This is a genomic window from Bradyrhizobium sp. USDA 3364, assembly GCF_054056355.1.
Window position 1 is genome coordinate 6,965,371 of sequence record NZ_JBSRYG010000002.1, and the last position, 20,467, is coordinate 6,985,837.

Genomic DNA, 20,467 nt, shown 5'->3' on the forward strand with positions numbered 1-20,467 from the left:
TTCCTGCCCTTGAGGTTTCTTGTGCGCCGTCAAAGGACGGCGCCGGTCACCTCGTTTAGCAAATGCATATTGTTGAGGTCCACAGCCAATCGGAGCGGGCTGCCATCCTGCGCGCCGGCATTGGGGTTGACCCTGCCGCAGACCTGGGTGCCTTCGAGCGTGAAATAGACCAGGGTCTCCATCCCCATCGGCTCAGTGACGTCGAGCACCGTGTCGAACGGCTCGACGCCGGGTTCGGCATGCGGCCGGGCCTCCATGACATGCTCGGGGCGGATGCCCAGCAGCAGCTTGTCGGCGCGGGAGAGAGCCTGGTAGCGGGCGGCCCGCGCCGGCGGCAGCGCGAAGGCGAGGCGATCGGTCAGCCGCACGTTGAGCTTGCCGCCGACGTCTTCCAGCCGGCACGGCACGAAGTTCATCGCGGGCGAGCCGATGAAGCTTGCGACGAACCGCGTCGCCGGCATGTGATAGAGCTCGTTGGGCGTGCCGATCTGCTCGATCCTGCCGTGGTTCATCACCACGACGCGGTCGGCCAGCGTCATCGCCTCGACCTGGTCGTGGGTGACGTAAACGGTCGTGGTGCGGACCTTCTGATGCACCTTCTTGATCTCGATCCGCATCTGCACGCGGAGCTTGGCATCGAGGTTGGACAGCGGCTCGTCGAACAGGAACACCTTCGGGTTACGCACGATCGCGCGTCCCATCGCGACGCGCTGGCGCTGGCCGCCGGAGAGCTGCTTCGGCTTGCGGTCGATCAGGTCGGTGATGTCGAGCATCCGGGCGGCCTCCGTGACCCGGCTCTTGATCTCGGCCTTGGGATAGTTCTTCAGCCGCAGCCCGAACGACATGTTCTCGGCGACGGTCATGTGCGGATAGAGCGCGTAGTTCTGGAACACCATCGCGATGTCGCGGTCCTTCGGCGGCACGTCGTTGACGACGTCGCCGCCGATCATGATGTCGCCGTCGGAAATGTCCTCGAGACCCGCGATCATCCGCAGCGTCGTCGACTTGCCGCAGCCGCTCGGCCCAACCAGCACCACGAACTCATGGTCGGCGATATCGAGGTCGATGCCGCGCACCGCTTCGACCTCGTCGTAACGTTTCACCACCTTGCGCAAACTGACGTCGGCCATGAATCCTACCTTTGTCGCGTTCAACCCTTTGTCGCACCGGCGGTCAGGCCGGCAATGTAGTAGTCCATCAGGAAGGCGTAGATGATCAGTGGCGGCGCGGCGCCGAGCAGGGCGCCGGTCATGATCTGTCCCCAGTTGAAAACGTCGCCCTTGATCAGGGTCGTGATGATGCCGACCGGCAGCACGAGCTGGTCGGTCGATGTGGTGAACACCAGCGGATAGAGGAACTGGGCCCAGGAGACGGTGAAGGCGAAGATCGTCGCCGCGATCAGGCCGGGCAGGGCGACCGGGATGAAAATGCGCGTCAGCGTCTGGAACCAGCTCGCGCCGTCGATGATCGCGGCCTCGTCGAGCTCCTTCGGGATCGAGGCGAAATAGCCGATCATGATCCAGGTGCAGAACGGCACCGTCAGCGTCGGATAGATGAACAGCAGCACATACCAGCGATTGACCAGCTGGACGCCGGTCCAGTCGCCGAACACGGCGAACATCTTGAACAGCGGAATGAACAGCAGTGAATCCGGGATGAGATAGGTGAGGAATACCCCGGTCGCGAGCGTCGCCGAACCCCAGAACTTCATCCGCGCCAGCGCAAACGCCGCTGGCACGCTGATCAGCATCGTGATGGTGACCACGATGATCGAGACCCAGGCCGAATTCCAGAAGAAGCGCAGGAACTGGTTCGAGGTCAGAAGCTGGATGTAGTTCTCGAGTGTCGGGTGGTATACCCACCACGGATTGGTCGCTGCCGAGATCTCCGCGCTGCTCTTCAGCGAGGTGATCAGCATGTAGAGCGGCGGCGTCAGCGAGAAGATCGCAAACAGGATCAGGAAGAAATAGGACCAGCGCAGCGCCCAGGTCCGATCGCGGCTCATGCTGCCGTACTTGACCTTACGGCTCGGTCCGGACTTGTCGATCGTCATCGTGCTCATCAGGCTTCGTTCCCGCGTTTGGTGATGTCGCGCAGGATGAAGATCGCGGCGACCGCGAGGATCGGCACCATGAACAGCGAGACGCTGGCGCCGAGCGGAATGTCGCTGCCCTCGATGCCGACGCGGAATGCCCATGTCGCGAAGATGTGGGTGTGGTCGAGCGGCCCGCCCGCGGTCAGGATGCGCACGATGTCGAAATTGGCGAAGGTGACGATCAGCGAGAACAGCGTGGTGATCGCGATGATGTTGCGCATCATCGGCAAGGTCACGTACCAGATGCGCTGCCACCAATTGGCGCCGTCGATCGCGGCCGCCTCATAGAGCTGCTCGGGCACCGATTTCAGCGCCGCCAGATACATGATCATGAAGAACGGCGCGCCGTACCAGACGTTGACCAGGATCACCGAGAAGCGCGCCCACATCGCATCGCCGGTCCACGGGATCGGCCCGATGCCGAAGAAGGACAGCGTGTAGTTGAAGGCGCTGTAGGACGGGTCAAACAGCCACAGCCAGGCCAGCGTGCTCATGGCCGGCGGGATCACCCATGGCACCAGCAGCATGCCCCGCCACTTGCGCTGCTTGTTGGCAGGTACGTTGTGGACGAAATGCGCGACGATGAAGCCGATCAGCGCTTTGAAGACCACGGCCGAGATCGCGAAAATGCAGGACTGCTTGACCACGAGCCAGAAGGTCTCGCGCTTGAACAGGAACTCGAAATTGCCGAAGCCGACGAACTTCGTCATCGCCTTGTTCAGCGTCGCGAGGTGCAGGGAATAGATCGCCGGATAGATCACCAGCACGGCGATGAGGAGGATCAGCGGCAGCGTCATCAGGAACGCCGACATCGACTTGCGCCGCAGCGCGTTGCGCAGGCCGACGCGCCTTCGCCCCGTCTGGGCCGCAGCTGCGCGGTTGGATTGGAATGCGACATCAACCATAACGCAGGTCCCTCGCGCGGGTTGGTTGCACGGCTCGCCGGTTCGGCGGCCGGATACGAAGACGAAACCTCGCGCGGCCACCGCCGTGGATGGCCAGCGCGAGAGCCCGCTTGTCGTCAGCTTCGCATGAAGCCTTCACACTCGCCCTCGGCCCAGGCGAGCGTCTTTTCCATGCTTTCACCCTGGTAGTATCGCAGGCACATCTTGGTCAGCGTGGCCTGGAAGTAGATCTGCTGCGCGACCTTGGGCGGCGCAGGTGAGGCCGCAATCGACAGTGTCTGGTGCTTGAAGGGATTCGGGTAGTGATAGAGCGTGCCCTTCGGCGGCCCGATCTCCTCCCAGACCTTCAATGTCGTGAGCTTTTCGTAGGCCGGCAGGTCATAGCCGCCGCTCGCGACCACCATCTTCTCGATCGATGCGGGTTGCGACAAATGGGACAGCAGGCTCTTCGCCGCTTCCTTGTTCTTCGAGAACGACCAGATCGACCAGAAGAACGGCAGATAGGGCGCGAAGCGTCCCTTCGGTCCGGCCGGGAACCCGTGCGTCCAGCATTGCTCCGCGACCTGCGGGGCGTCGCGCTTGGCGACCGCCCATGCACTTGGCGGGTTCATGATCATCGCGCCCTTGCCCGCGACCAGCCACTTGTTGTTGGAGGCGTCATCCCAGGCTGAAACATCGGGCGGCAGGAAGGCGAGCAGCTTCTTGTAGAACTCGAGCGACTGGCGCACCGCGTCGGTCTTGACGGTGAGGTTGCCCTTGGCGTCCACCAGCTGCGCGCCGAACGACTGGAAGATGGCGCCGGCGGTGTCGACATTGTCGCTGGTTTCGCCGAGACCGATGCCGAACGGGAAGCCGGCCTTGTGGCAGGCTTCAGCCGCCTTGAGGAACGTATCGAGGGTCCAGTTGTCAGCCTTCGGCGGGCTGCCGGCCGGATACATCTCCTGCACGTCGATGCCGGCATACTTCTTCATCAGGTCGATGCGGGAGCAGGGACCCTTGATCTGGCTGCCGACGCTGGCGGGAACGCCGAGCCATTTGCCGTCGGTCTGGCCAAGATATTTCACCGTGCCGTTGACCTCGCCATTCAGCTTGATGAGCGGGTCCATGATGTCGTTGACCGGCTCGAGCAGTTCGGCATTGGCCTGCGGCCACCAGGTCGGCATCTGGAAGATATCGTGACCGGATTTCGCCTGCGCTTCGGCGGCGATGGTGACGATGTTCTTGTTGCCCTGGCTGGTGATGTAGTCGATCTGGACCTCGACCTTCTCCTTGGCGGCCCACTCGTTGACCAGCTCGGTCGACGCACTGTTTGCGCCCGGAACCCAGTGATCCCAGAAGCCCATCGAGAGCTTTCCGGCTGCGTATGCGCCACGTACGTAGGGGGCTGTAATCAGCGCGGCCGATGACAGCGCTGTCGCTGCAACGAATTCTCGGCGTGAAAGCTTCTTCCGTGACATGGCGATCCCTCCCTGGCAGCCGACGGACTAAGACTTTGCATCCCGTTGTTGTTTTGTGCGCCGCGTTCGCGCGACGTCGCGGGATCTCGTTGGCGCCGATCAGAACAGAATTGCCGGCTGCTGTCGAGAAACGAGATGGCTGTCCCACGTAGTACTAACGTTGTGGTCAAATTGCAGGCAGTGTCGTCGGCGTCATTGCAGTTGCAGACGGTTTGCTGTGCTTCGCACGATCATGCTGCGACGCACGCAACGTCTGACGCCGACGCGTTCACAGCCGGTGCGCGGTTGAGCCGCAGGTTTCCGGTCGAGCCGGCGGGCCGTGTTCCGTCATGTTGATGCCCCGCGCGGCCGATAGACTTGCCGAAGCCGGAAACGATAGAGTCGGGATTCTCGGACCTACCCCCCGCATCAAATCTGCAATCCACCATCGATCACGGAGACCCGATCATGCTCAACCCGGTAGCGAAGCTGCGAGCACGCTGGAGATTGTGCGTCGCGGTTGGGGCCGCCACCATCACGCTGCTGGCTGTGCCTCATATGGTCGATGCGCAGATTGTGCAGGGCGTTCAAAACGGCGCGCGCGAAGGCAACAAGGCGGCCGGACCGGTTGGCGGCGTGCTGGGCGGAGCGATCGGTGGCGTTGTCGGGGTGGTGACCGGCGTGACCGGGGTGTTCACCGGCAACAATGCCAATAGTGCCAGCCCCAATGCCGGCAACGGCAAGAACGCACAGGCCCCCGGCGAAAAGGGCGCCAAGGCCAGCAAGTCGGCCAAGGCCGCCAAGGACAAGGCGGCGAAGCAGGCGCCGACGGTGCTGACCCAGGCTGGTGCACCGGAGCTCACCGCGGAACAGATTGTCGCCAACAGCGACGCCAACATCGAGCGAATCAAGAAGGAGCTCAACCTGACGCCGGAGCAGGAGAAGAACTGGGCCGGCTTCAACAGTGCGATGCACTATCTCGGCCATAACGGCGCCGACCGTCTCAACCTGCGCATTGCGCGCGCGCAGCGCGATCCGCCTGACGACATCATCGAGCAGATGCGTAACGAGGCCCAGTTCCTCAATGACCGCGCGGTCGATCAGCGCGGCGTCGCCGATGCCGCCGAGCCGCTCTTCGCGAGCCTCGACGACAAGCAGAAACAAACCTTCATCAACGAAATGGTCCGCCTCAGCCATGAACGCGGGCTCGATTAGAGCCATTCCGCTCTGGTGAAATCGGAACGGGGCTCTGGATTCCGGATCTGACGCGTTTCTTCACGTGAACCGGCACCCACTTCGCTTGAAAACGCTCCGTCGCAGGCGAAGTGGGGACGAATAGCCGGGCCACCAGGCCCTGGGGTAGGTTAAAGGCGCAGCACCCGGCTATTCTGCCGCAGCGGCGCGGCCCGGCTAATTCGTCATTCAATGTTGAAGAAAAACGGACCGGATCACGCCCGACTAATGGCCGAGTCTGGGCCTTGTCGGGAACCATCCACAGGGGGCACCGCGATCCGAAGGATGCCGCGCTCAGCTCTTCGTGAAGTTCAGCTCCACGCCGACCCCGTCGGGATCGTAGAGGAATATCTGGGTGTCGCCGGTGCGCGGCACGATCTGCTCGCGGAAGGTGACGTTCTTGGCCTGCAGGCGCTTGCGCACGGCATCGACGTCGGTAGCGGCAAAGGCGATGTGGTCGAGGCGGCCAGTGTCGTCGTATTTCTTCGCGGTGCCGCGCACGACGATGCCGTCGCGCGGCTTGCGGGTGCCCATTAAATGGACAGTGGCCTGGCCGCCGGAATAGAGCCAGTAGCCGGGGAAATCGAGCGGCGGCCGGTCGCCGTTCTCGAGCCCGAGCACCTCGCAATAGAACTCCTTGGTGCGCTCGAGATCCTGCGGTTCGATGGTGTAATGCTGTAGTCCGCCCAATGGCATGGTTCTTCTCCTTGAGAATTCAGATTAGACGAAGCTGAGGTCGGCATCGGCGCCCAGCATCCAGGCGCCGACGGTTTCGAAATGGCTGAAGCGCCCCTGCAATTGCTGGGTCACGGTGTGGATGTCGCGGAAGCGCCGCTCCAGCGGATGGCCGTCGAAGATCGCGGTGGCGCCGGCCGTGTTATACGCGAAATCCACAGCCTCCCGCGCCTTGTGGATAGCGTGGGTTGCCGCCATCCGGATCGTCATGCGCTGCGCGACCGTGATCCTGTGGCCCGCAACCAGATCCTTCCAGATGTCGGCCATCGACTGCAGCAGGAAGGCGCGGGCGGCGCGCAGATTGACGTCCGCCTGGGCGAGGCCGGACTGTACCACCGCATTGTCGCGAAGCGTCTTCTTCATGCCGCGCGGCACCTTGTTGCGGGCGACGTCGACGAAATTGTCGAGCGCGCTGCGGGCAATGCCGCAGGCGACCCCGGCAAAGCCGATCTGATAGCAGGTGTGGTTGCTCATCCGGTACAGCGGCCCGTCCTCGCGACACTCGCGGTCGAACTCGCGGGTGATCGAATGGTCCGATCGGACGAAGACGTCCTTCAGCGCGAACTGGTCGCTGGCGGTGCCGCGCAGCCCGACCGTGTTCCAGATGTCGGTCCATTCAACGTCCTCGGTGCGCACCAGCATGGTGCGTTCGAGCTGCTCGCCATTGGCGTCGCGGCGCGGCGAGCCGTCCGCGGCATAGATCGGGCAGTGCGCGCCGAGCCAGGTGGCGTTGCCGTCCGCCTGAGGCAAACGACCAGATCCCGGTGACGCGGTAGCCGCCCTCGCATTCGATCGCCTTGACCTTGGGGCCGGGCCCCCAGGCGAGCACAGCGCGCGGGTCGGCAAACACCTCCTGCGCGACCGGCAGGTCGAGATAGGCGGCCGACATCGCGCAGCCGCCGGCCTGGCTCAGGCACCACGCCGTCGAGGCATCGGCCTTGGCGATGGTCTCGATGGCGTGGAAGAAGGTGACGGGATCGGTCTCGATCCCATCGGCCGAGCGCGGCAGCAGCAGGCGGAACAGCCGCGCCTCGTGCAGCCGGTCGAGCAAATCGGACGGCAGCCGGCGCGTCGTTTCGATGTCGTCGGAGGCGGCCGCAACCGCGTCCCGGATTGCCTCGGCGCGGGCGATCACGTTGGGATCGCCGGCAAGATCGGCTGAAGTCACGTTCATGTCCGCCTCCCTCAGGCGCGCCGGATCTTGGCCGAGGCCGCGACGTCAGCCGTCGCGTTGAGCTCCTTGTCGATCTGCTCGATCGACTTGCCCCGGGTCTCAAGCCCGAAGAAAAGATAGACCGCGCCCGCCATCAGGAACCAGCAGCCGAGATAGACGAAGGCGGTCGGGATCTGGGTCAGCGGCACGTCCGGCTTGAGGTAGTTGTTCGAGCCGACGATCACGGCAAGGCCGACCGGCCCGAGGATCTTGCCGATGCCGCCGAAGCCGTAGGCCGAGCCCATGCCGGTGGTGCGCAGATGTGATGGCCAGACCTCCGCGGCATAGGGCCCGACGATCGCAAAGCCGCCGTCGGCGAAGAAGAAGGCGGCGGCGAGCAGCAGCCAGAACGCCGACATGCCGAACAGCGTCGTATCGTAGTGATAGCCGGCAATGATCGTCAGCGCGCCGGCGCCGAAGCCGAGCAGGCCGCCGGCAACGCGCCGTCCCATCAGCTCGGAAAAATAAGAGAAGGACACGCGGCCGATGAAACCGGTGATGCTGAGCAGGATCATCATCTTGGCGGCCTGTTGCGGCGTGACCTTCAGGAGCAGCACGAACAGTGCGGGTGCCCAGAGCGTGATGCCGTAGACGCCGGTCTGGGCGCCGGCATTGCCGAGCCAGGAGACGATCAGGCTGCGCGGATATTTGAACAGGTCGAACCAGCTGGTCGTGACGACCGGACCTGCGTCGGCCGCGCTCGGCAACGGCAGTTCGGACGGCGGCACCTGCAGGGCCCAGGCGAGCGACTTGCGGGCTTCGTCATAGCGGCCCTGCCGGCATAGCCAGCGCGGCGATTCCGGAACCCAGAGCCGGACCAGCAGCACCAGCACCGACGGCAGCACGCCGATCGCAAACAGGAGCCGCCACTGATCGGTGCCCATGACGGCCCCAAGCACCGCGCCAAGGCCGACGCCGAGCGGGATCACGCAGGTAACGAGCCCGCCGATCCAGCCGCGCTTGTGCGAGGGCATGAACTCCTGCACCAGCGGCAGGTCGACACAATAGAGTCCGCCGACGCCGGTGCCGACGAAGAAGCGCAGGATCGCGAGGTAAACCCAGCCATTGTCGGGCGTGAAATAGAGCAGGCCGGTCGCGATCGAGAAGTTCAGCACCGTGCCGATGAAGACGATGCGGCGCCCGATACGGTCGGCGAGCCAGCCCCAGAGATAGGCGCCCAGGATGGCGCCGATGCCGGAGCTCATCAGCACCGTGGCCGACTGGCCAAAGGTGAGTTTCCAGGGCCCGATCAGAAACGCGAGCACAAAGCCGATCAGGAAGTAGTCGAAGAATTCCAGCGCATCGCCGATGATGGCCGCCGCAAGGATCTTGATCTGGTTGCCGGTCAGAGTCGTCCGGCGATCGAGAATCTCGAACATGGCGCGTCTCCCCATGGCGCCTGTTCGTTGTTTTCGGGAGCGTGCGTTGCGCCAGCGCATCGCTCATGGGATGAGGCTATCCTCGCGCCGTCGCGAACGGCAAGCCCGCGTCGACGCGGGGCTCATCTGCAGGGACGCGATAAGCAATTCGGCTTACTGCTGCGCACAAATCATGGTGCGAAAGCCCGCAGTGAGGTGCGGGAGCCGTTGACTTCTGCAACGCCGATCGCCCACGTTCGCCCCGGGGGAAACGCTGAAGGGCAGGCCGGATGGAGGAAAAGCGCAGGCATCCGCGAACGGAGGTCAATGAACCCGGCTATGTTTCGTCGGGCGGTTCGGTCATGCGTTGCACGATCGTGAACATATCCCCGGACGGGGCCGCCATCGAGGTCGAGAATCCCGCCTTCGTCCCGCACAGCTTCCGTCTGGTGATGGCCAACGACCCCTCGGTTGTCTACGAATGCCAGGTGATCTGGAGCAAGAAGACGCGGATTGGACTGAGTTTCGTGACGACCGCCTGAGCGCGGCAATCTCGGTTGGGGACGCCCGTGAACCTGCGTGAGAGGGTGGATCAGTTTCGTCGCTGGAACAGCGGACGATCGGGCCGACGACTCCGGAACCTGCAACGATCTGCCTCGGCTGCTGGCAAGCCTGTGCATATGCCGATCCCGTTGCGCGGCCGCCTGTCGGCGCCGTTCCGCCTGTTCGGAGTCCGGCCGAGCCGCATGAACCCGAACACCTGCACGATCTGCAAAATGGCCTTCTCGAAGATCATGAACGCGCGCGCCCAGGCGATCGCGAAGTCCGGCGAGATCCTGGTCACATCAGCCGTGCGCGATCGAAACCGCGACATGATCACGGCAGCCGGTTCCGACCACGCGCTGAAGGGCTTCGACCAGCCCGTGACATTGTTTCCTGCGTGATTGACGTGGCGCAAAAAAAGACGGCTCCAGCGCAATACTGCGCCGAAGCCGTCTGGGATGGTCGTTTGCCGATTACGAACATCTCGCCAACGCGGGGTCGGCAGCCTTGTTCCTGGCCGTTGGAATTTTTCTTTTTGGGGAGCCGGGCGTCAGCGCCACATGCCGCGCATCCGGGCGCCGATATCGATCGGCGGTGCGCGGCTGGCGGTCGAGGCCCTGCGCGGCGGAGGCGGACGGCCATGCGGTTCGCTCGAACATCGGCAGCAGCCGTTCCGGGATGAAACGGGTGCGCGAGGCGTACATGTGGCGGTCGCCCTTGGCGACCTGGCCATGGACGAAAAAACGCTGCGGCACCATGAGGTGCAGATCGTCCTTGGCGCGCGTCATGGCGACATAGAGCAGGCGGCGCTCCTCCTCGAGTTCCGCCGACGTGCCGGCGCCGAGATCGGAGGGCATGCAGCCGTCGACGACGTTGAGCACGTAGACGGATTTCCACTCCTGCCCCTTGGCGGAGTGGATCGTCGACAGGATCAGGTAATCCTCGTCGAGCAGGGGGACGCCGGCCTGGTCGCTGGTGGCGTCGGGCGGATCGAGCGTGAGTTCGGTGAGAAAGCGCTCGCGTGACGGGTAGCCGGCGGCAATCTGCTCGAGCTGAATGAGGTCGGCGCGGCGGACCTCGCTGTCCTCGTGAATGCGATCGAGATGCGGCTCGTACCAGAGCCGCGCGCGCTCGATGTCGACCGGCCATTCCGAGTAGCGGAGGTTCTCGATGGTCTCGACGAACAGCCGCCAGTCGGCGCCGGCGCGGGGTGGGGCGGGCAGCGCGACGAGCGCGGCGATCGGGTCGGCGGCCTCGGCCATGCGGTCGAGCACGCGCTGTGCCGAGGCCGGCCCGACGCCGGGCAACAGATGCAGGATACGAAAGCCGGCAACCCGATCGCGCGGATTGGCGGTGAAGCGCAGCAGCGCCAGCAAATCCTTGACGTGCGCGGCGTCGAGGAATTTGAGGCCGCCGAATTTCACGAAGGGGATGTTGCGGCGGGTCAGTTCTACTTCCAGGGGACCGCTGTGCGAGGAGGTGCGGAACAGCACCGCTTGGTGTTTCAGCAACGTGCCTTCCTCGCGGTTGGCCAGCACCTGCTCGACGATGTAGCGCGCCTGATCGGCCTCATCTCGGATGGTGACGAGCAACGGCTTGCGGGTCGAGGTCCGGTCGGTCCACAGGTTCTTGGTGAAGCGTTCCTTGGCGAGCGAGATCACGCCATTGGCCGCCGACAGGATCGGCTGCGTCGAGCGATAGTTGCGGTCGAGCGTGACGATCTCGGCCGCCGGGCTGAACTGGGACGGGAAGTCGAGGATGTTGCGCACGGTGGCGGCGCGGAACGAATAGATCGACTGCGCATCGTCGCCGACCACGGTGAGCCCGCGCCCCATCGGCTTGAGCGCGAGCAGGATCGAGGACTGCAGGCGGTTGGTGTCCTGATATTCGTCGACCATGACATGGTCGAAGCGGCCGCCGATCTCCTCGGCGAGCGCCGTGTCCGTCACCATCTGCGCCCAGTAGAGCAGGAGGTCGTCGTAGTCGAGCACGTTCTGCCGCTGCTTGGCTTCGACATATTCCGCGAACAACTGCTTCAGCTCGCCGGCCCAGCCGGAGCACCAGGGGAAGAACTGGCCGAGCACGGCCTCGATCGGCATCTCCGCGTTCACGCAGCGGGAATAGATCGCAAGGCAGGTCCCCTTGGTCGGGAACCGGCTTTCGGTGCGGGAGAAACCGAGGTCGTGGCGGACCAGGTTCATCAGGTCGGCGGAGTCCTCACGGTCATGGATCGTGAACGCCGGCTCGAGGGCGATGCGCTCCGCGAATTCGCGCAACAGCCGCGCGCCGATGCCGTGGAACGTGCCGGCCCAGTTCAGTGCGTCGGTCATGATCGAGGCGCGATCGCCGAGCACGCGCCGTGCGATGCGCTCGACGCGGCCGGCCATCTCGGCGGCGGCACGCCGCGAAAAGGTCATCAACAGGATGCGGCGCGGATCGGCGCCGGCGACGATCAGGTGCGCGACGCGATGCGCAAGCGTGTTGGTCTTGCCGGATCCCGCGCCCGCGATCACCAGCAGCGGCGCGCCCACGATGCAATCCTTGCCGACCCCGTGCTCGACGGCGCGGCGCTGCTCGGAATTGAGCGCATCGAGATAGGCCGTGTTGGCAAGATCAGGCACGAATCACCCCCACCAAACGCTAACAGACATTGCGATTCAGTGGAGCCGACGCGCCGGGGCGCGAGCCGAGAAATTAGATTGACATTAACGCCGCGCGGCGCACAACCGCGCCATGGGAGACGTATCCAAATCCGACACGCCGCTGAAGGCGACATTCAAGGTGCGGCTGAACGGCGAGACGGTGACGCTCGCGACCGTCGGTCAGGCTTATAGCTTCATCAGCAATCTCAGCGCCGTCGAATGGATGGAGTTCCGCTCACTGCACGACGATGCCGTGCTTGCGCTGGAACGAGCGGCCGGGAACGGCATGCTGACGGTGCAGGCAACCAACGCGCTGCGGACGCTGTTCGTCCGCGCAAGATTGCTCTGAAAAGGATCTGAAAAAGAAATGGGCCGCCTTGGCCCTCCGAGGCGGCCCGAGAGTCCGGCCGAAGCGCGTTGCGCGTCCGGCCGTCGCGTGTACCGCCGTTACCTTGTTTGCGGCCATAACGAGCAGGCCTTACGAAACGACCGTCGATTCGGCTGTAGCTGCGGCACCACAATCAGGGGCGGGCGTCGTCGACGAGGCGGTCATACACAAGCGCGGACCGGATGTTCATGGTTGCGATCCTCAGATAGCTCGGTTCGCGCATGGCATTGTTGAACATCATGATCGCCGTCTTCCAGTAGCCGCGCTCGCGCTGATCAATATTCAACGTGGACAGGTAGTCGGCGGCGTCACCAACGGTCGCGAGCGTTCGGCCGTCCTTCAGCGTGATCGGGAACGCAAGCGGCGACCGCATCTCCAGCTCCGGCACGTAAGGCTCCCCCAAGGCAAAGCAGCGACAACCAGCAATAGCAGGAACAGCACTAGCTGCGCCGCTATATCAAAGCCTTAAGGGGGTGTCCGGCTGGAGTGGGCGCCTCAGAAAGAGTCCGCGAGCGCGATCTCCGCCTTCAGGGCATCGATGCGCCGTTCGGCTTCCTCGGACGTCAGGTCACGCGCGTACTGGTTCGGTTGGTAGGCCTCCTCGGCAAGGTTCCTCAAGCGCAGCGCCTGGGCACGGGTCATCAGCCCGCCAAGGCGCTCCGCAACCCCGCCAAATCTCACCGCTGCCATGCTCATCGCTCACCTCGCTTGCTGGATCGTGACTTGACAATATGTTCTATTTTTGTTCTAACAAGCCATGGACAATAAAATTAATGAAATTCGTCGGAAGATCAGCATCTTGCGGGCCGAGATGAGCCTGATCGAGGCGTCGATCCGCGACCAGGTCAACCGCGATCTCGATTGCAGCGAAGCGTCGTACCGGCTGATGGCGATGCGCGCCGAAGTGGCCGAACTGATCGGCCGCTGGAAAGCCGCCGGCGGCGGCGAACGTCTGCCGACGGTCCGGGAGCGGCTGAGCCGAAGCTACGGAGATCGCCCGGTCGCGGCCGGCAAGTCGACCCCCGTCAAGTCGGACAAGGCCAGGCCCAAGCCGAGCCACAGTGCGGGGCCGCGGTAACGCCAAGGTGTGATCAGGTCGCCCGACGGACTTGATAAACTATCGTGAGCGCAAATCGGGTTTCGGGGCAGGAACCCGAGCCGCGGGATCGGCATTTTCTTGTGGTGAGAGCCAATACCATAGCATCGCCCAGCGCCATGATCGCCGATCCGACCGCGCCACCGCGGGCATCGATGAATGACGATCGCAGCCCGCTGCTGACGCTGATCTCCTGCGTCAGCTGCATCAGGACGATGCGTCTCGAGAGCAGCTCTCCGGGCAGCGAGGGCAGGGATATTCTTCAGTACCGCTGCGAACAATGCAGCCGCATCGAGCGGGTCCAGTTGGTGCGGCGAAGCTGGCCCGCGGAACGCTAGCACCGTTTCGCGAAAAACTTTCATTCTTGGTTGGAACTTTTGGTTCCATTCACCATTAAGCCACTCGGTTTGCGTCACAAATCGGGGTTATTGCGTTTTCCCGCTTGAATAGATCACGGGCAGTCACTCTTATGGTCACACTGGCGTTTCCGAGTCCGTGGATTCGTGGCCAGCGCGTAGGGGAATTTACATGACCGATCTCGGTTCGTCGCCTCGTCCCCGTGCTGATACACGCCGCGCCCAGTCATCGAACGGAAGCCTCGATTCCTCGCACGATCTGCTGCAGTCCTTGCAGGCGATGCGCGGCGGCGATTTCTCGGTTCGCATGCGTGGCGACTATCTCGGTATCGACGGCAAGATCGCGGACGCCTTCAACGAAATCGCAGCCGCCAACGAGCGCATGGCGCAGCAATTGGCGCGCGTCGGACAGGTCGTCGGCCGCGAGGGACAGACCCGCCAGCGCGTCAATTTCGGCCTCGCCAGCGGCGCCTGGGCCGACATGGAGAGCTCGGTCAACACGCTGATCGACGATCTGCTGTGGCCGACCCGCGAAGTCACCCGCGCCGTCGCCGCGGTGGCGCAGGGCGACCTGCTGCAGACCGTGCAGCTCGACGTCGAGGGCAGGCCGCTGCGCGGCGAATTCCTGCAATCGGCGAACATCGTCAACACGATGATCAAGCAGCTCTCGGTGTTCACCTCCGAGGTCACGCGCGTCGCCCGCGAAGTCGGCACCGAGGGCAAGCTCGGCGGCCAGGCCCAGGTGCCGGAAGTGACCGGCGTCTGGAAGGACCTGACCGAGAGCGTCAACTCGATGGCCAACAATTTGACCGGCCAGGTCCGCAACATCGCCGAGGTGACGATCGCGGTCGCCAACGGCGACCTGTCCAAGAAGATCACGGTCGACGTCCGCGGCGAGATCCTGCAGCTCAAGGAGGCCATCAACACGATGGTCGACCAGCTGCGCTCATTCGCCTCGGAAGTGACGCGCGTCGCCCGCGAGGTCGGCACCGACGGCAAGCTCGGCGGCCAGGCGATCGTTCCCGGCGTCGCCGGCACCTGGAAGGACCTGACCGACTCGGTGAACGCGATGTGCGGCAACCTGACCGCCCAGGTCCGCAACATCGCCAACGTGACCACGGCGGTGGCGCGCGGCGACCTATCGCGCAAGATCACGGTCGACGTCAGCGGCGAAATCCTCGAGCTGAAGGACACCATCAACACGATGGTGGACCAGCTCAACTCGTTTGCCTCGGAAGTGACGCGCGTGGCGCGCGAGGTCGGCACCGAAGGCAAGCTCGGCGGCCAGGCCCAGGTGCCCGGCGTCGCCGGCACCTGGAAGGATTTGACCGACAACGTCAACTTCATGGCGTCGAACCTGACCGCCCAGGTCCGCAACATCGCCGACGTCGCGACCGCAATCGCCGGCGGCGACCTGTCGAAGAAGATCACGGTGAACGTGTCGGGCGAGATCCTTCAGCTGAAGGAAACGCTCAATACGATGGTCGACCAGCTCAACGCCTTCGCGTCGGAAGTGACGCGCGTGGCGCGCGAGGTCGGCACCGAAGGCAAGCTCGGCGGCCAGGCCAACGTGCTCGGCGTCGCCGGCACCTGGAAGGACCTGACCGACAACGTCAACTTCATGGCCTCGAACCTGACCGCCCAGGTCCGCAACATCGCCGGCGTCACCACCGCGGTCGCCAATGGCGACCTGTCGAAGAAGATCACGGTGGACGTGCGCGGCGAGATCTTGGAGCTGAAGGACACCATCAACACGATGGTCGACCAGCTCAACGCCTTCGCCGGCGAAGTGACCCGCGTTGCGCGCGAGGTCGGCACCGAAGGCAAGCTCGGCGGCCAGGCTGAGGTGCGCGGCGTCGCCGGTACGTGGAAAGACCTGACCGACAGCGTCAACTCGATGGCCTCGAACCTGACGGCGCAAGTCCGCAACATCGCCGAGGTCGCGACTGCGGTGGCGAAGGGCGACCTGTCGAAGAAGATCACCGTGAACGTGTCGGGCGAAATCCTTCAACTGAAGGAAACGCTGAACACGATGGTGGACCAGCTCAACGCATTCGCGGGCGAAGTGACGCGCGTGGCGCGCGAGGTCGGCACCGACGGCAAGCTCGGCGGCCAGGCCGAGGTGCCCGGCGTCGCCGGCACCTGGAAGGACCTGACCGACAGCGTCAACTCGATGGCCGGCAATCTCACTGCGCAGGTCCGCAACATCGCCGAAGTCGCGACCGCGATCGCCGGCGGCGACCTGTCGCGCAAGATCACGGTCGACGTGCGCGGCGAGATCCTTCAGCTGAAGGAAACGCTGAACACGATGGTCGACCAGCTCAACCGCTTCGCGGGCGAGGTGACCCGCGTGGCGCGCGAGGTCGGCACCGACGGCAGCTTGGGCGGCCAGGCCAACGTGCCCGGCGTTGCCGGCACCTGGAAGGATCTGACCGACAACGTCAACTCGATGGCCGGCAACCTGACGGCCCAGGTCCGCAACATCGCGGAAGTCACCACCGCCGTGGCGCGCGGCGACCTGTCGCGCAAGATCACGGTCGATGTGAAGGGCGAAATCCTCGAGCTGAAGAACACCATCAACACGATGGTGGACCAGCTCAACGCCTTCGCGGGCGAGGTGACCCGCGTGGCGCGCGAGGTCGGTACCGAAGGCAAGCTCGGCGGCCAGGCCGAAGTGCCCGGCGTCGCCGGCACCTGGAAGGATTTGACCGACAACGTCAACTTCATGGCGTCGAACCTGACCGCGCAGGTCCGCAACATCGCCGAGGTGGCGAGCGCGATCGCCGGCGGCGATCTGTCGAAGAAGATCACGGTGGACGTGCGCGGCGAGATCCTGCTGCTCAAGGACACCCTGAACACAATGGTCGAGCAGCTGCGCTCGTTCGCCGCCGAAGTGACGCGCGTGGCGCGCGAGGTCGGCACCGAGGGCCGACTGGGCGGCCAGGCCGTGGTGCCCGGCGTCGGCGGCACCTGGAAGGACCTGACCGACAACGTCAACCTCTTGGCCGCGAACCTGACGACTCAGGTCCGCAACATCGCAGAAGTCACCACCGCGGTGGCGCGCGGCGACCTGTCGCGCAAGATCACGGTCGACGTGAAGGGCGAAATCCTCGAGCTGAAGAACACCATCAACACGATGGTGGACCAGCTCAACGCGTTCGCTGGCGAGGTGACGCGCGTGGCGCGCGAGGTCGGCACCGAAGGCAAGCTCGGCGGCCAGGCCGAGGTGCGCGGCGTGGCCGGCACCTGGAAGGACCTCACCGACACCGTCAACGTCATGGCGGCGAACCTGACCGAGCAGGTGCGCGGCATCGTCAAGGTGGTGACCGCGGTCGCCAACGGCGACCTAAAGCAAAATCTCACGGTGAAGTCGAAGGGCGAGGTGGCGGCGCTCGCGGACACCATCAACAACATGACCGAGACGCTAGCGACCTTCGCCGAGCAGGTCACCAGCGTGGCGCGCGAGGTCGGCGTCGAGGGACGGCTCGGCGGTCAGGCCAACGTGCCCGGCACCGCCGGTACCTGGAAGGACCTCACCGGCAACGTCAACCTGCTGGCGGCCAACCTGACCTCCCAGGTGCGCGCGATCGCGGAAGTCGCGACCGCCGTGACCAAGGGCGACCTGACGCGCTCGATCCAGGTCGACGTGCGCGGCGAGGTCGCGGAGCTGAAAGACAATATCAACACGATGATCGGCAACCTCCGTCTCACGACGGAGCGCAACACCGAGCAGGACTGGCTGAAGACCAATCTGGCGCGTTTCACCAACATGCTGCAGGGCCAGCGCGACCTCGCGACCGTCGGCCGCCTGCTGCTGACCGAGCTTGCGCCGCTGATCAACGCGCATATGGGCGTGATTTACCAGGTCGACAATCCCGAGAATGCGCAGCTGCGCCTGCTGTCTGCCTATGCCAGCGACAGCAGCAATCCGCATCCGCAGATCGTGCAGTTCGGCGAGGGACTGATCGGGCAATGTGCACTCGACAAGCGCCAGCGCCTGGTCTCGGACATTCCGGGTGATGCGGTGCCGATCAATTCGGCGCTGATGCGGATCATGCCGAAGAATCTCGTCGTATTTCCGGTGCAGTTCGAGAACCAGGTCAAGGCGGTGATCGAGCTGTCCTCGATATCGTCGTTCACGACGTCGCAGATCAGCTTCCTCGAACAATTGACCGACAGCATCGGCATCGTGCTCAACAGTATCGAGGCGACGATGCAGACCGAGGCGCTGCTCAAGCAGTCGCAACAGCTCGCCGGCGAATTGCAGACCCAGCAGAAAGAATTGCAGCAGACCAACGACCAGCTCGAGCAGAAGGCCCAGCAGCTCGCCGAGCGCAACGTCGACGTCGAGCGCAAGAACCAGGAAATCGAGCAGGCGCGGCGCGCGCTGGAAGAGAAGGCGACCGAGCTGTCGCTGACCTCGAAGTACAAGTCCGAATTTCTCGCCAACATGTCGCACGAATTGCGGACGCCGCTCAACTCGATCCTGATCCTCGGCCAGCAGCTCACGGAGAATCCCGACGGCAATCTGTCCGGCAAGCAGGTCGAGTTCGCCCGCACCATTCACGGTGCCGGCACCGACCTGTTGAACCTGATCAGCGACATTCTCGATCTGTCCAAGATCGAGTCCGGCACCGTGACGGTGGATGCCGAGGAGATCCTGACCTCGAGCCTGCTTGAGACGGTCGGACGGCCGTTCCGGCACGAGGCCGAGAACCGGCATCTCTCCTTCAGCATCGATGTCGACGCCAACCTCGCGCGCAGCATGGTTACCGACTCCAAGCGGTTGCAGCAGGTGCTGAAGAACCTGCTGTCGAACGCGTTCAAGTTCACCGCAGAAGGCGGCGTCAGCCTGACCGTGTCGGCCGCGCTCGGCGGCTGGAGCGTGGAGCATCAGATCCTCAACGCCGCCCCCGCCGTCGTTGCGTTCGAGGTGTCGGATACCGGCATCGGCATTCCCCAGGACAAGCAGAAGCTGATCTTCGAGGCGTTCCAGCAGGCCGACGCCGGCACCAGCCGCAAATATGGCGGCACCGGTCTTGGACTCGCGATCAGCCGCGAGCTCGCGAGCCTGCTCGGCGGCGAGATTCATCTGCGCAGCGCGCCTGGCAAGGGCTCGACCTTCACGCTCTATCTGCCGCTGAAATATGCCGGACCATCGGTGGCGTTGCGGCCGCAGGGGCAGCCGATACCGATGCCGCACACGCCGGCGCCGTCGCTGCAGGCAACGGGCGCGCAGGAGCGCACGATCGAGCAGTTGCCGGACGACCGGCTCAATCTCGAGCCCGGCGACACCATCCTCTTGATCGTCGAGGACGACCCGCATTACGCGCGGGTGCTGATCGATCTGGCACGCGACAAGGGCTTCAAGGTTCTGGTCGCAAGCCGCGGCGCCGAGGCGCTCGATCTCGCCAAGCAGTTCCAGCCAAGCGCGGTTTCGCTCGACGTCTTCCTGCCCGACATGCTCGGCTGGACCGTGCTGAGCCAGCTCAAGCACAATCCGTTGACCCGTCACATTCCGGTCCAGATCATTACGCTCGACGAGGACCGGCAGCACGCGCTGGCACGCGGAGCGTTCTCCTTCGTCAACAAGCCGACCACGACCGAGGGTGTCAGCGCGGCGCTGTCGCAGATCAAGGAATATGCGCGACCGCGTCGCAAGCGCTTGCTGATCGTGGAGGACAATGCGGCGGAGCAGCTCAGCATCACCGAGTTGCTCGGGCACGAGGACATCGAGATCGTCACCAGCGGCACCGGAGCAGGGGCGCTGTCGATGCTGCGCGAGAATCCGTGCGACTGCGTCGTGCTCGATCTGCGGTTGCCCGACATGAGCGGATTCGAGGTGCTGGATCAGATCCGCAAGGACGAGACGCTCTCCAATATTCCCGTTGTCGTGTTCACGGGCCGGGAACTCTCGGCAGAAGAGGACGCGGAACTGCACACGATGGCGCGCAGCATCGTCGTCAAAGGCGTGGAGTCGCCGGAGCGTCTGCTCGACGAAACGTCATTGTTCCTGCACCGTGTGATCACGGAATTGCCCGTCGAAAAACAGAGGATGCTGGAGAAGCTCAATAGTTCCGACGAGGATCTGATTGGCAAGACCGCGCTTCTGGTCGACGACGACGCCCGCAACATCTTCGCCCTGTCGAGCGTGCTGGAGCGGCGAGGTATGAAGGTGTTGACTGCGACAACGGGTCACGAGGCGATCTCGCTGGTCGAGTCAAATCCGAAGATCGCGATCGTGCTGATGGACATCATGATGCCGCAGATGGACGGTTACCAGACCATCGGCGCCATCAGGCAAAATCCCGCCTTCGCGCGGCTGCCGATCATCGCGCTGACCGCGAAGGCGATGAAAGGCGACCGTGAGAAATGCCTGGAAGCAGGCGCGTCCGACTATCTGGCGAAACCCGTGAACACCGAGCAACTGCTGCTGGCGATCCGCATGTGGCTGCACCGCTGATCGG

Annotated in this window: 17 protein-coding genes and 1 pseudogene; 7 read left to right on the forward strand and 11 right to left on the reverse strand. The window is 64.2% G+C overall.

Features of this window, described 5'->3' with window-relative positions:
• Positions 1 to 29: 29 nt before the first annotated feature.
• The 4 genes from ACVILL_RS32675 to ACVILL_RS32690 all read right to left on the reverse strand — a co-directional run bounded on the left by ACVILL_RS32675 (position 30) and on the right by ACVILL_RS32690 (position 4,457).
• Entirely contained in the window at positions 30 to 1,130 is a 1,101-nt protein-coding gene (locus tag ACVILL_RS32675) for an ABC transporter ATP-binding protein (RefSeq protein WP_456732814.1), read from the reverse strand.
• A 20-nt stretch (positions 1,131 to 1,150) separates the two neighbouring features.
• Positions 1,151 to 2,062, reverse strand: coding sequence for a carbohydrate ABC transporter permease (locus tag ACVILL_RS32680; protein ID WP_456732815.1), 912 nt, complete (start codon positions 2,060 to 2,062; stop codon positions 1,151 to 1,153).
• Complete coding sequence (locus ACVILL_RS32685) at positions 2,062 to 3,000, reverse strand: carbohydrate ABC transporter permease (protein ID WP_456732816.1); 939 nt, start codon at positions 2,998 to 3,000, stop codon at positions 2,062 to 2,064. Before ACVILL_RS32685 ends, ACVILL_RS32680 begins: the two co-directional genes overlap by 1 nt.
• A gap of 116 nt (positions 3,001 to 3,116) precedes the next feature.
• Complete coding sequence (locus ACVILL_RS32690; RefSeq protein ID WP_456732817.1) at positions 3,117 to 4,457, reverse strand: ABC transporter substrate-binding protein; 1,341 nt, start codon at positions 4,455 to 4,457, stop codon at positions 3,117 to 3,119.
• Between the two features lie 447 nt (positions 4,458 to 4,904).
• Between ACVILL_RS32690 and ACVILL_RS32695 the strand changes: the two genes are divergently transcribed.
• Positions 4,905 to 5,651, forward strand: a complete 747-nt coding sequence (locus tag ACVILL_RS32695; RefSeq protein WP_456732818.1) for a Spy/CpxP family protein refolding chaperone — start codon at positions 4,905 to 4,907, stop codon at positions 5,649 to 5,651.
• Between the two features lie 312 nt (positions 5,652 to 5,963).
• On the opposite strand, the gene ACVILL_RS32700 is transcribed toward ACVILL_RS32695, so the two are convergent.
• Genes ACVILL_RS32700 through ACVILL_RS32715 form a run of 4 tightly spaced genes read right to left on the reverse strand, consistent with a single transcriptional unit; the run spans position 5,964 to position 8,996 of the window.
• Complete coding sequence (locus ACVILL_RS32700) at positions 5,964 to 6,365, reverse strand: VOC family protein (RefSeq protein WP_456732819.1); 402 nt, start codon at positions 6,363 to 6,365, stop codon at positions 5,964 to 5,966.
• Positions 6,366 to 6,389: 24 nt separating this feature from the next.
• Positions 6,390 to 7,046, reverse strand: coding sequence for an acyl-CoA dehydrogenase family protein (locus ACVILL_RS32705; RefSeq protein ID WP_456734418.1), 657 nt, complete (start codon positions 7,044 to 7,046; stop codon positions 6,390 to 6,392).
• On the reverse strand, positions 7,021 to 7,578 hold the full coding sequence (locus ACVILL_RS32710) for an acyl-CoA dehydrogenase family protein (RefSeq protein ID WP_456732820.1): 558 nt from the start codon (positions 7,576 to 7,578) through the stop codon (positions 7,021 to 7,023). The genes ACVILL_RS32705 and ACVILL_RS32710 overlap by 26 nt, the downstream gene beginning before the upstream one ends.
• 11 nt (positions 7,579 to 7,589) lie before the next feature.
• Positions 7,590 to 8,996 carry an MFS transporter gene (locus tag ACVILL_RS32715; RefSeq protein ID WP_456732821.1) on the reverse strand — a complete coding sequence of 469 codons (1,407 nt, stop codon included), beginning with the start codon at positions 8,994 to 8,996 and terminating at the stop codon, positions 7,590 to 7,592.
• A gap of 269 nt (positions 8,997 to 9,265) precedes the next feature.
• Here ACVILL_RS32715 and ACVILL_RS32720 point away from each other — a divergent pair, with 269 nt between their 5' ends.
• Both ACVILL_RS32720 and ACVILL_RS32725 read left to right on the forward strand, forming a co-directional pair.
• The gene (locus ACVILL_RS32720; RefSeq protein WP_456732822.1) at positions 9,266 to 9,517 is read left to right on the forward strand and encodes a PilZ domain-containing protein; all 252 of its coding nucleotides are present in this window, start codon (positions 9,266 to 9,268) and stop codon (positions 9,515 to 9,517) included.
• Positions 9,518 to 9,655: 138 nt separating this feature from the next.
• Positions 9,656 to 9,919, forward strand: a complete 264-nt coding sequence (locus ACVILL_RS32725; RefSeq protein ID WP_456732823.1) for a hypothetical protein — start codon at positions 9,656 to 9,658, stop codon at positions 9,917 to 9,919.
• 149 nt (positions 9,920 to 10,068) lie between these two features.
• On the opposite strand, the pseudogene ACVILL_RS32730 reads toward ACVILL_RS32725, so the two are convergent.
• Positions 10,069 to 12,139: pseudogene (locus ACVILL_RS32730) on the reverse strand (ATP-dependent helicase).
• 112 nt (positions 12,140 to 12,251) lie between these two features.
• Here ACVILL_RS32730 and ACVILL_RS32735 point away from each other — a divergent pair.
• Positions 12,252 to 12,509: a hypothetical protein gene (locus ACVILL_RS32735; RefSeq protein WP_456732824.1), complete on the forward strand. Its 258-nt coding sequence runs from the start codon at positions 12,252 to 12,254 to the stop codon at positions 12,507 to 12,509.
• Between the two features lie 172 nt (positions 12,510 to 12,681).
• On the opposite strand, the gene ACVILL_RS32740 is transcribed toward ACVILL_RS32735, so the two are convergent.
• Together ACVILL_RS32740 and ACVILL_RS32745 are read right to left on the reverse strand one after the other, a co-directional pair.
• Positions 12,682 to 12,936 carry a hypothetical protein gene (locus tag ACVILL_RS32740; RefSeq protein WP_456732825.1) on the reverse strand — a complete coding sequence of 85 codons (255 nt, stop codon included), beginning with the start codon at positions 12,934 to 12,936 and terminating at the stop codon, positions 12,682 to 12,684.
• 107 nt (positions 12,937 to 13,043) lie between these two features.
• A complete protein-coding gene (locus ACVILL_RS32745; RefSeq protein WP_456732826.1) occupies positions 13,044 to 13,244 on the reverse strand; it encodes a DUF3072 domain-containing protein in 201 nt (66 codons plus the stop codon).
• Between the two features lie 115 nt (positions 13,245 to 13,359).
• Between ACVILL_RS32745 and ACVILL_RS32750 the strand changes: the two genes are divergently transcribed.
• The 3 genes from ACVILL_RS32750 to ACVILL_RS32760 all read left to right on the forward strand — a co-directional run bounded on the left by ACVILL_RS32750 (position 13,360) and on the right by ACVILL_RS32760 (position 20,463).
• On the forward strand, positions 13,360 to 13,626 hold the full coding sequence (locus tag ACVILL_RS32750) for a hypothetical protein (RefSeq protein ID WP_456732827.1): 267 nt from the start codon (positions 13,360 to 13,362) through the stop codon (positions 13,624 to 13,626).
• A 137-nt stretch (positions 13,627 to 13,763) separates the two neighbouring features.
• Positions 13,764 to 13,982, forward strand: coding sequence for a hypothetical protein (locus tag ACVILL_RS32755; RefSeq protein ID WP_456732828.1), 219 nt, complete (start codon positions 13,764 to 13,766; stop codon positions 13,980 to 13,982).
• A gap of 190 nt (positions 13,983 to 14,172) precedes the next feature.
• Entirely contained in the window at positions 14,173 to 20,463 is a 6,291-nt protein-coding gene (locus ACVILL_RS32760; protein ID WP_456732829.1) for a HAMP domain-containing protein, read from the forward strand.
• Positions 20,464 to 20,467: the final 4 nt, after the last annotated feature.

Excerpts from the sequence above, each read along its gene's own strand:
- ACVILL_RS32760 (WP_456732829.1), top strand. The coding sequence starts at position 14,173 with ATGACCGATCTCGGTTCGTCGCCTCGTCCCCGTGCTGATACACGCCGC.
- ACVILL_RS32675 (WP_456732814.1), bottom strand. The coding sequence starts at position 1,130 with ATGGCCGACGTCAGTTTGCGCAAGGTGGTGAAACGTTACGACGAGGTC.
- ACVILL_RS32685 (WP_456732816.1), bottom strand. The coding sequence starts at position 3,000 with ATGGTTGATGTCGCATTCCAATCCAACCGCGCAGCTGCGGCCCAGACG.
- ACVILL_RS32750 (WP_456732827.1), top strand. The coding sequence starts at position 13,360 with ATGAGCCTGATCGAGGCGTCGATCCGCGACCAGGTCAACCGCGATCTC.
- ACVILL_RS32720 (WP_456732822.1), top strand. The coding sequence starts at position 9,266 with ATGGAGGAAAAGCGCAGGCATCCGCGAACGGAGGTCAATGAACCCGGC.
- ACVILL_RS32695 (WP_456732818.1), top strand. The coding sequence starts at position 4,905 with ATGCTCAACCCGGTAGCGAAGCTGCGAGCACGCTGGAGATTGTGCGTC.
- ACVILL_RS32735 (WP_456732824.1), top strand. The coding sequence starts at position 12,252 with ATGGGAGACGTATCCAAATCCGACACGCCGCTGAAGGCGACATTCAAG.
- ACVILL_RS32745 (WP_456732826.1), bottom strand. The coding sequence starts at position 13,244 with ATGAGCATGGCAGCGGTGAGATTTGGCGGGGTTGCGGAGCGCCTTGGC.
- ACVILL_RS32690 (WP_456732817.1), bottom strand. The coding sequence starts at position 4,457 with ATGTCACGGAAGAAGCTTTCACGCCGAGAATTCGTTGCAGCGACAGCG.
- ACVILL_RS32715 (WP_456732821.1), bottom strand. The coding sequence starts at position 8,996 with ATGTTCGAGATTCTCGATCGCCGGACGACTCTGACCGGCAACCAGATC.
- ACVILL_RS32680 (WP_456732815.1), bottom strand. The coding sequence starts at position 2,062 with ATGAGCACGATGACGATCGACAAGTCCGGACCGAGCCGTAAGGTCAAG.
- ACVILL_RS32755 (WP_456732828.1), top strand. The coding sequence starts at position 13,764 with ATGATCGCCGATCCGACCGCGCCACCGCGGGCATCGATGAATGACGAT.
- ACVILL_RS32710 (WP_456732820.1), bottom strand. The coding sequence starts at position 7,578 with ATGAACGTGACTTCAGCCGATCTTGCCGGCGATCCCAACGTGATCGCC.
- ACVILL_RS32700 (WP_456732819.1), bottom strand. The coding sequence starts at position 6,365 with ATGCCATTGGGCGGACTACAGCATTACACCATCGAACCGCAGGATCTC.
- ACVILL_RS32725 (WP_456732823.1), top strand. The coding sequence starts at position 9,656 with ATGCCGATCCCGTTGCGCGGCCGCCTGTCGGCGCCGTTCCGCCTGTTC.
- ACVILL_RS32705 (WP_456734418.1), bottom strand. The coding sequence starts at position 7,046 with ATGCTGGTGCGCACCGAGGACGTTGAATGGACCGACATCTGGAACACG.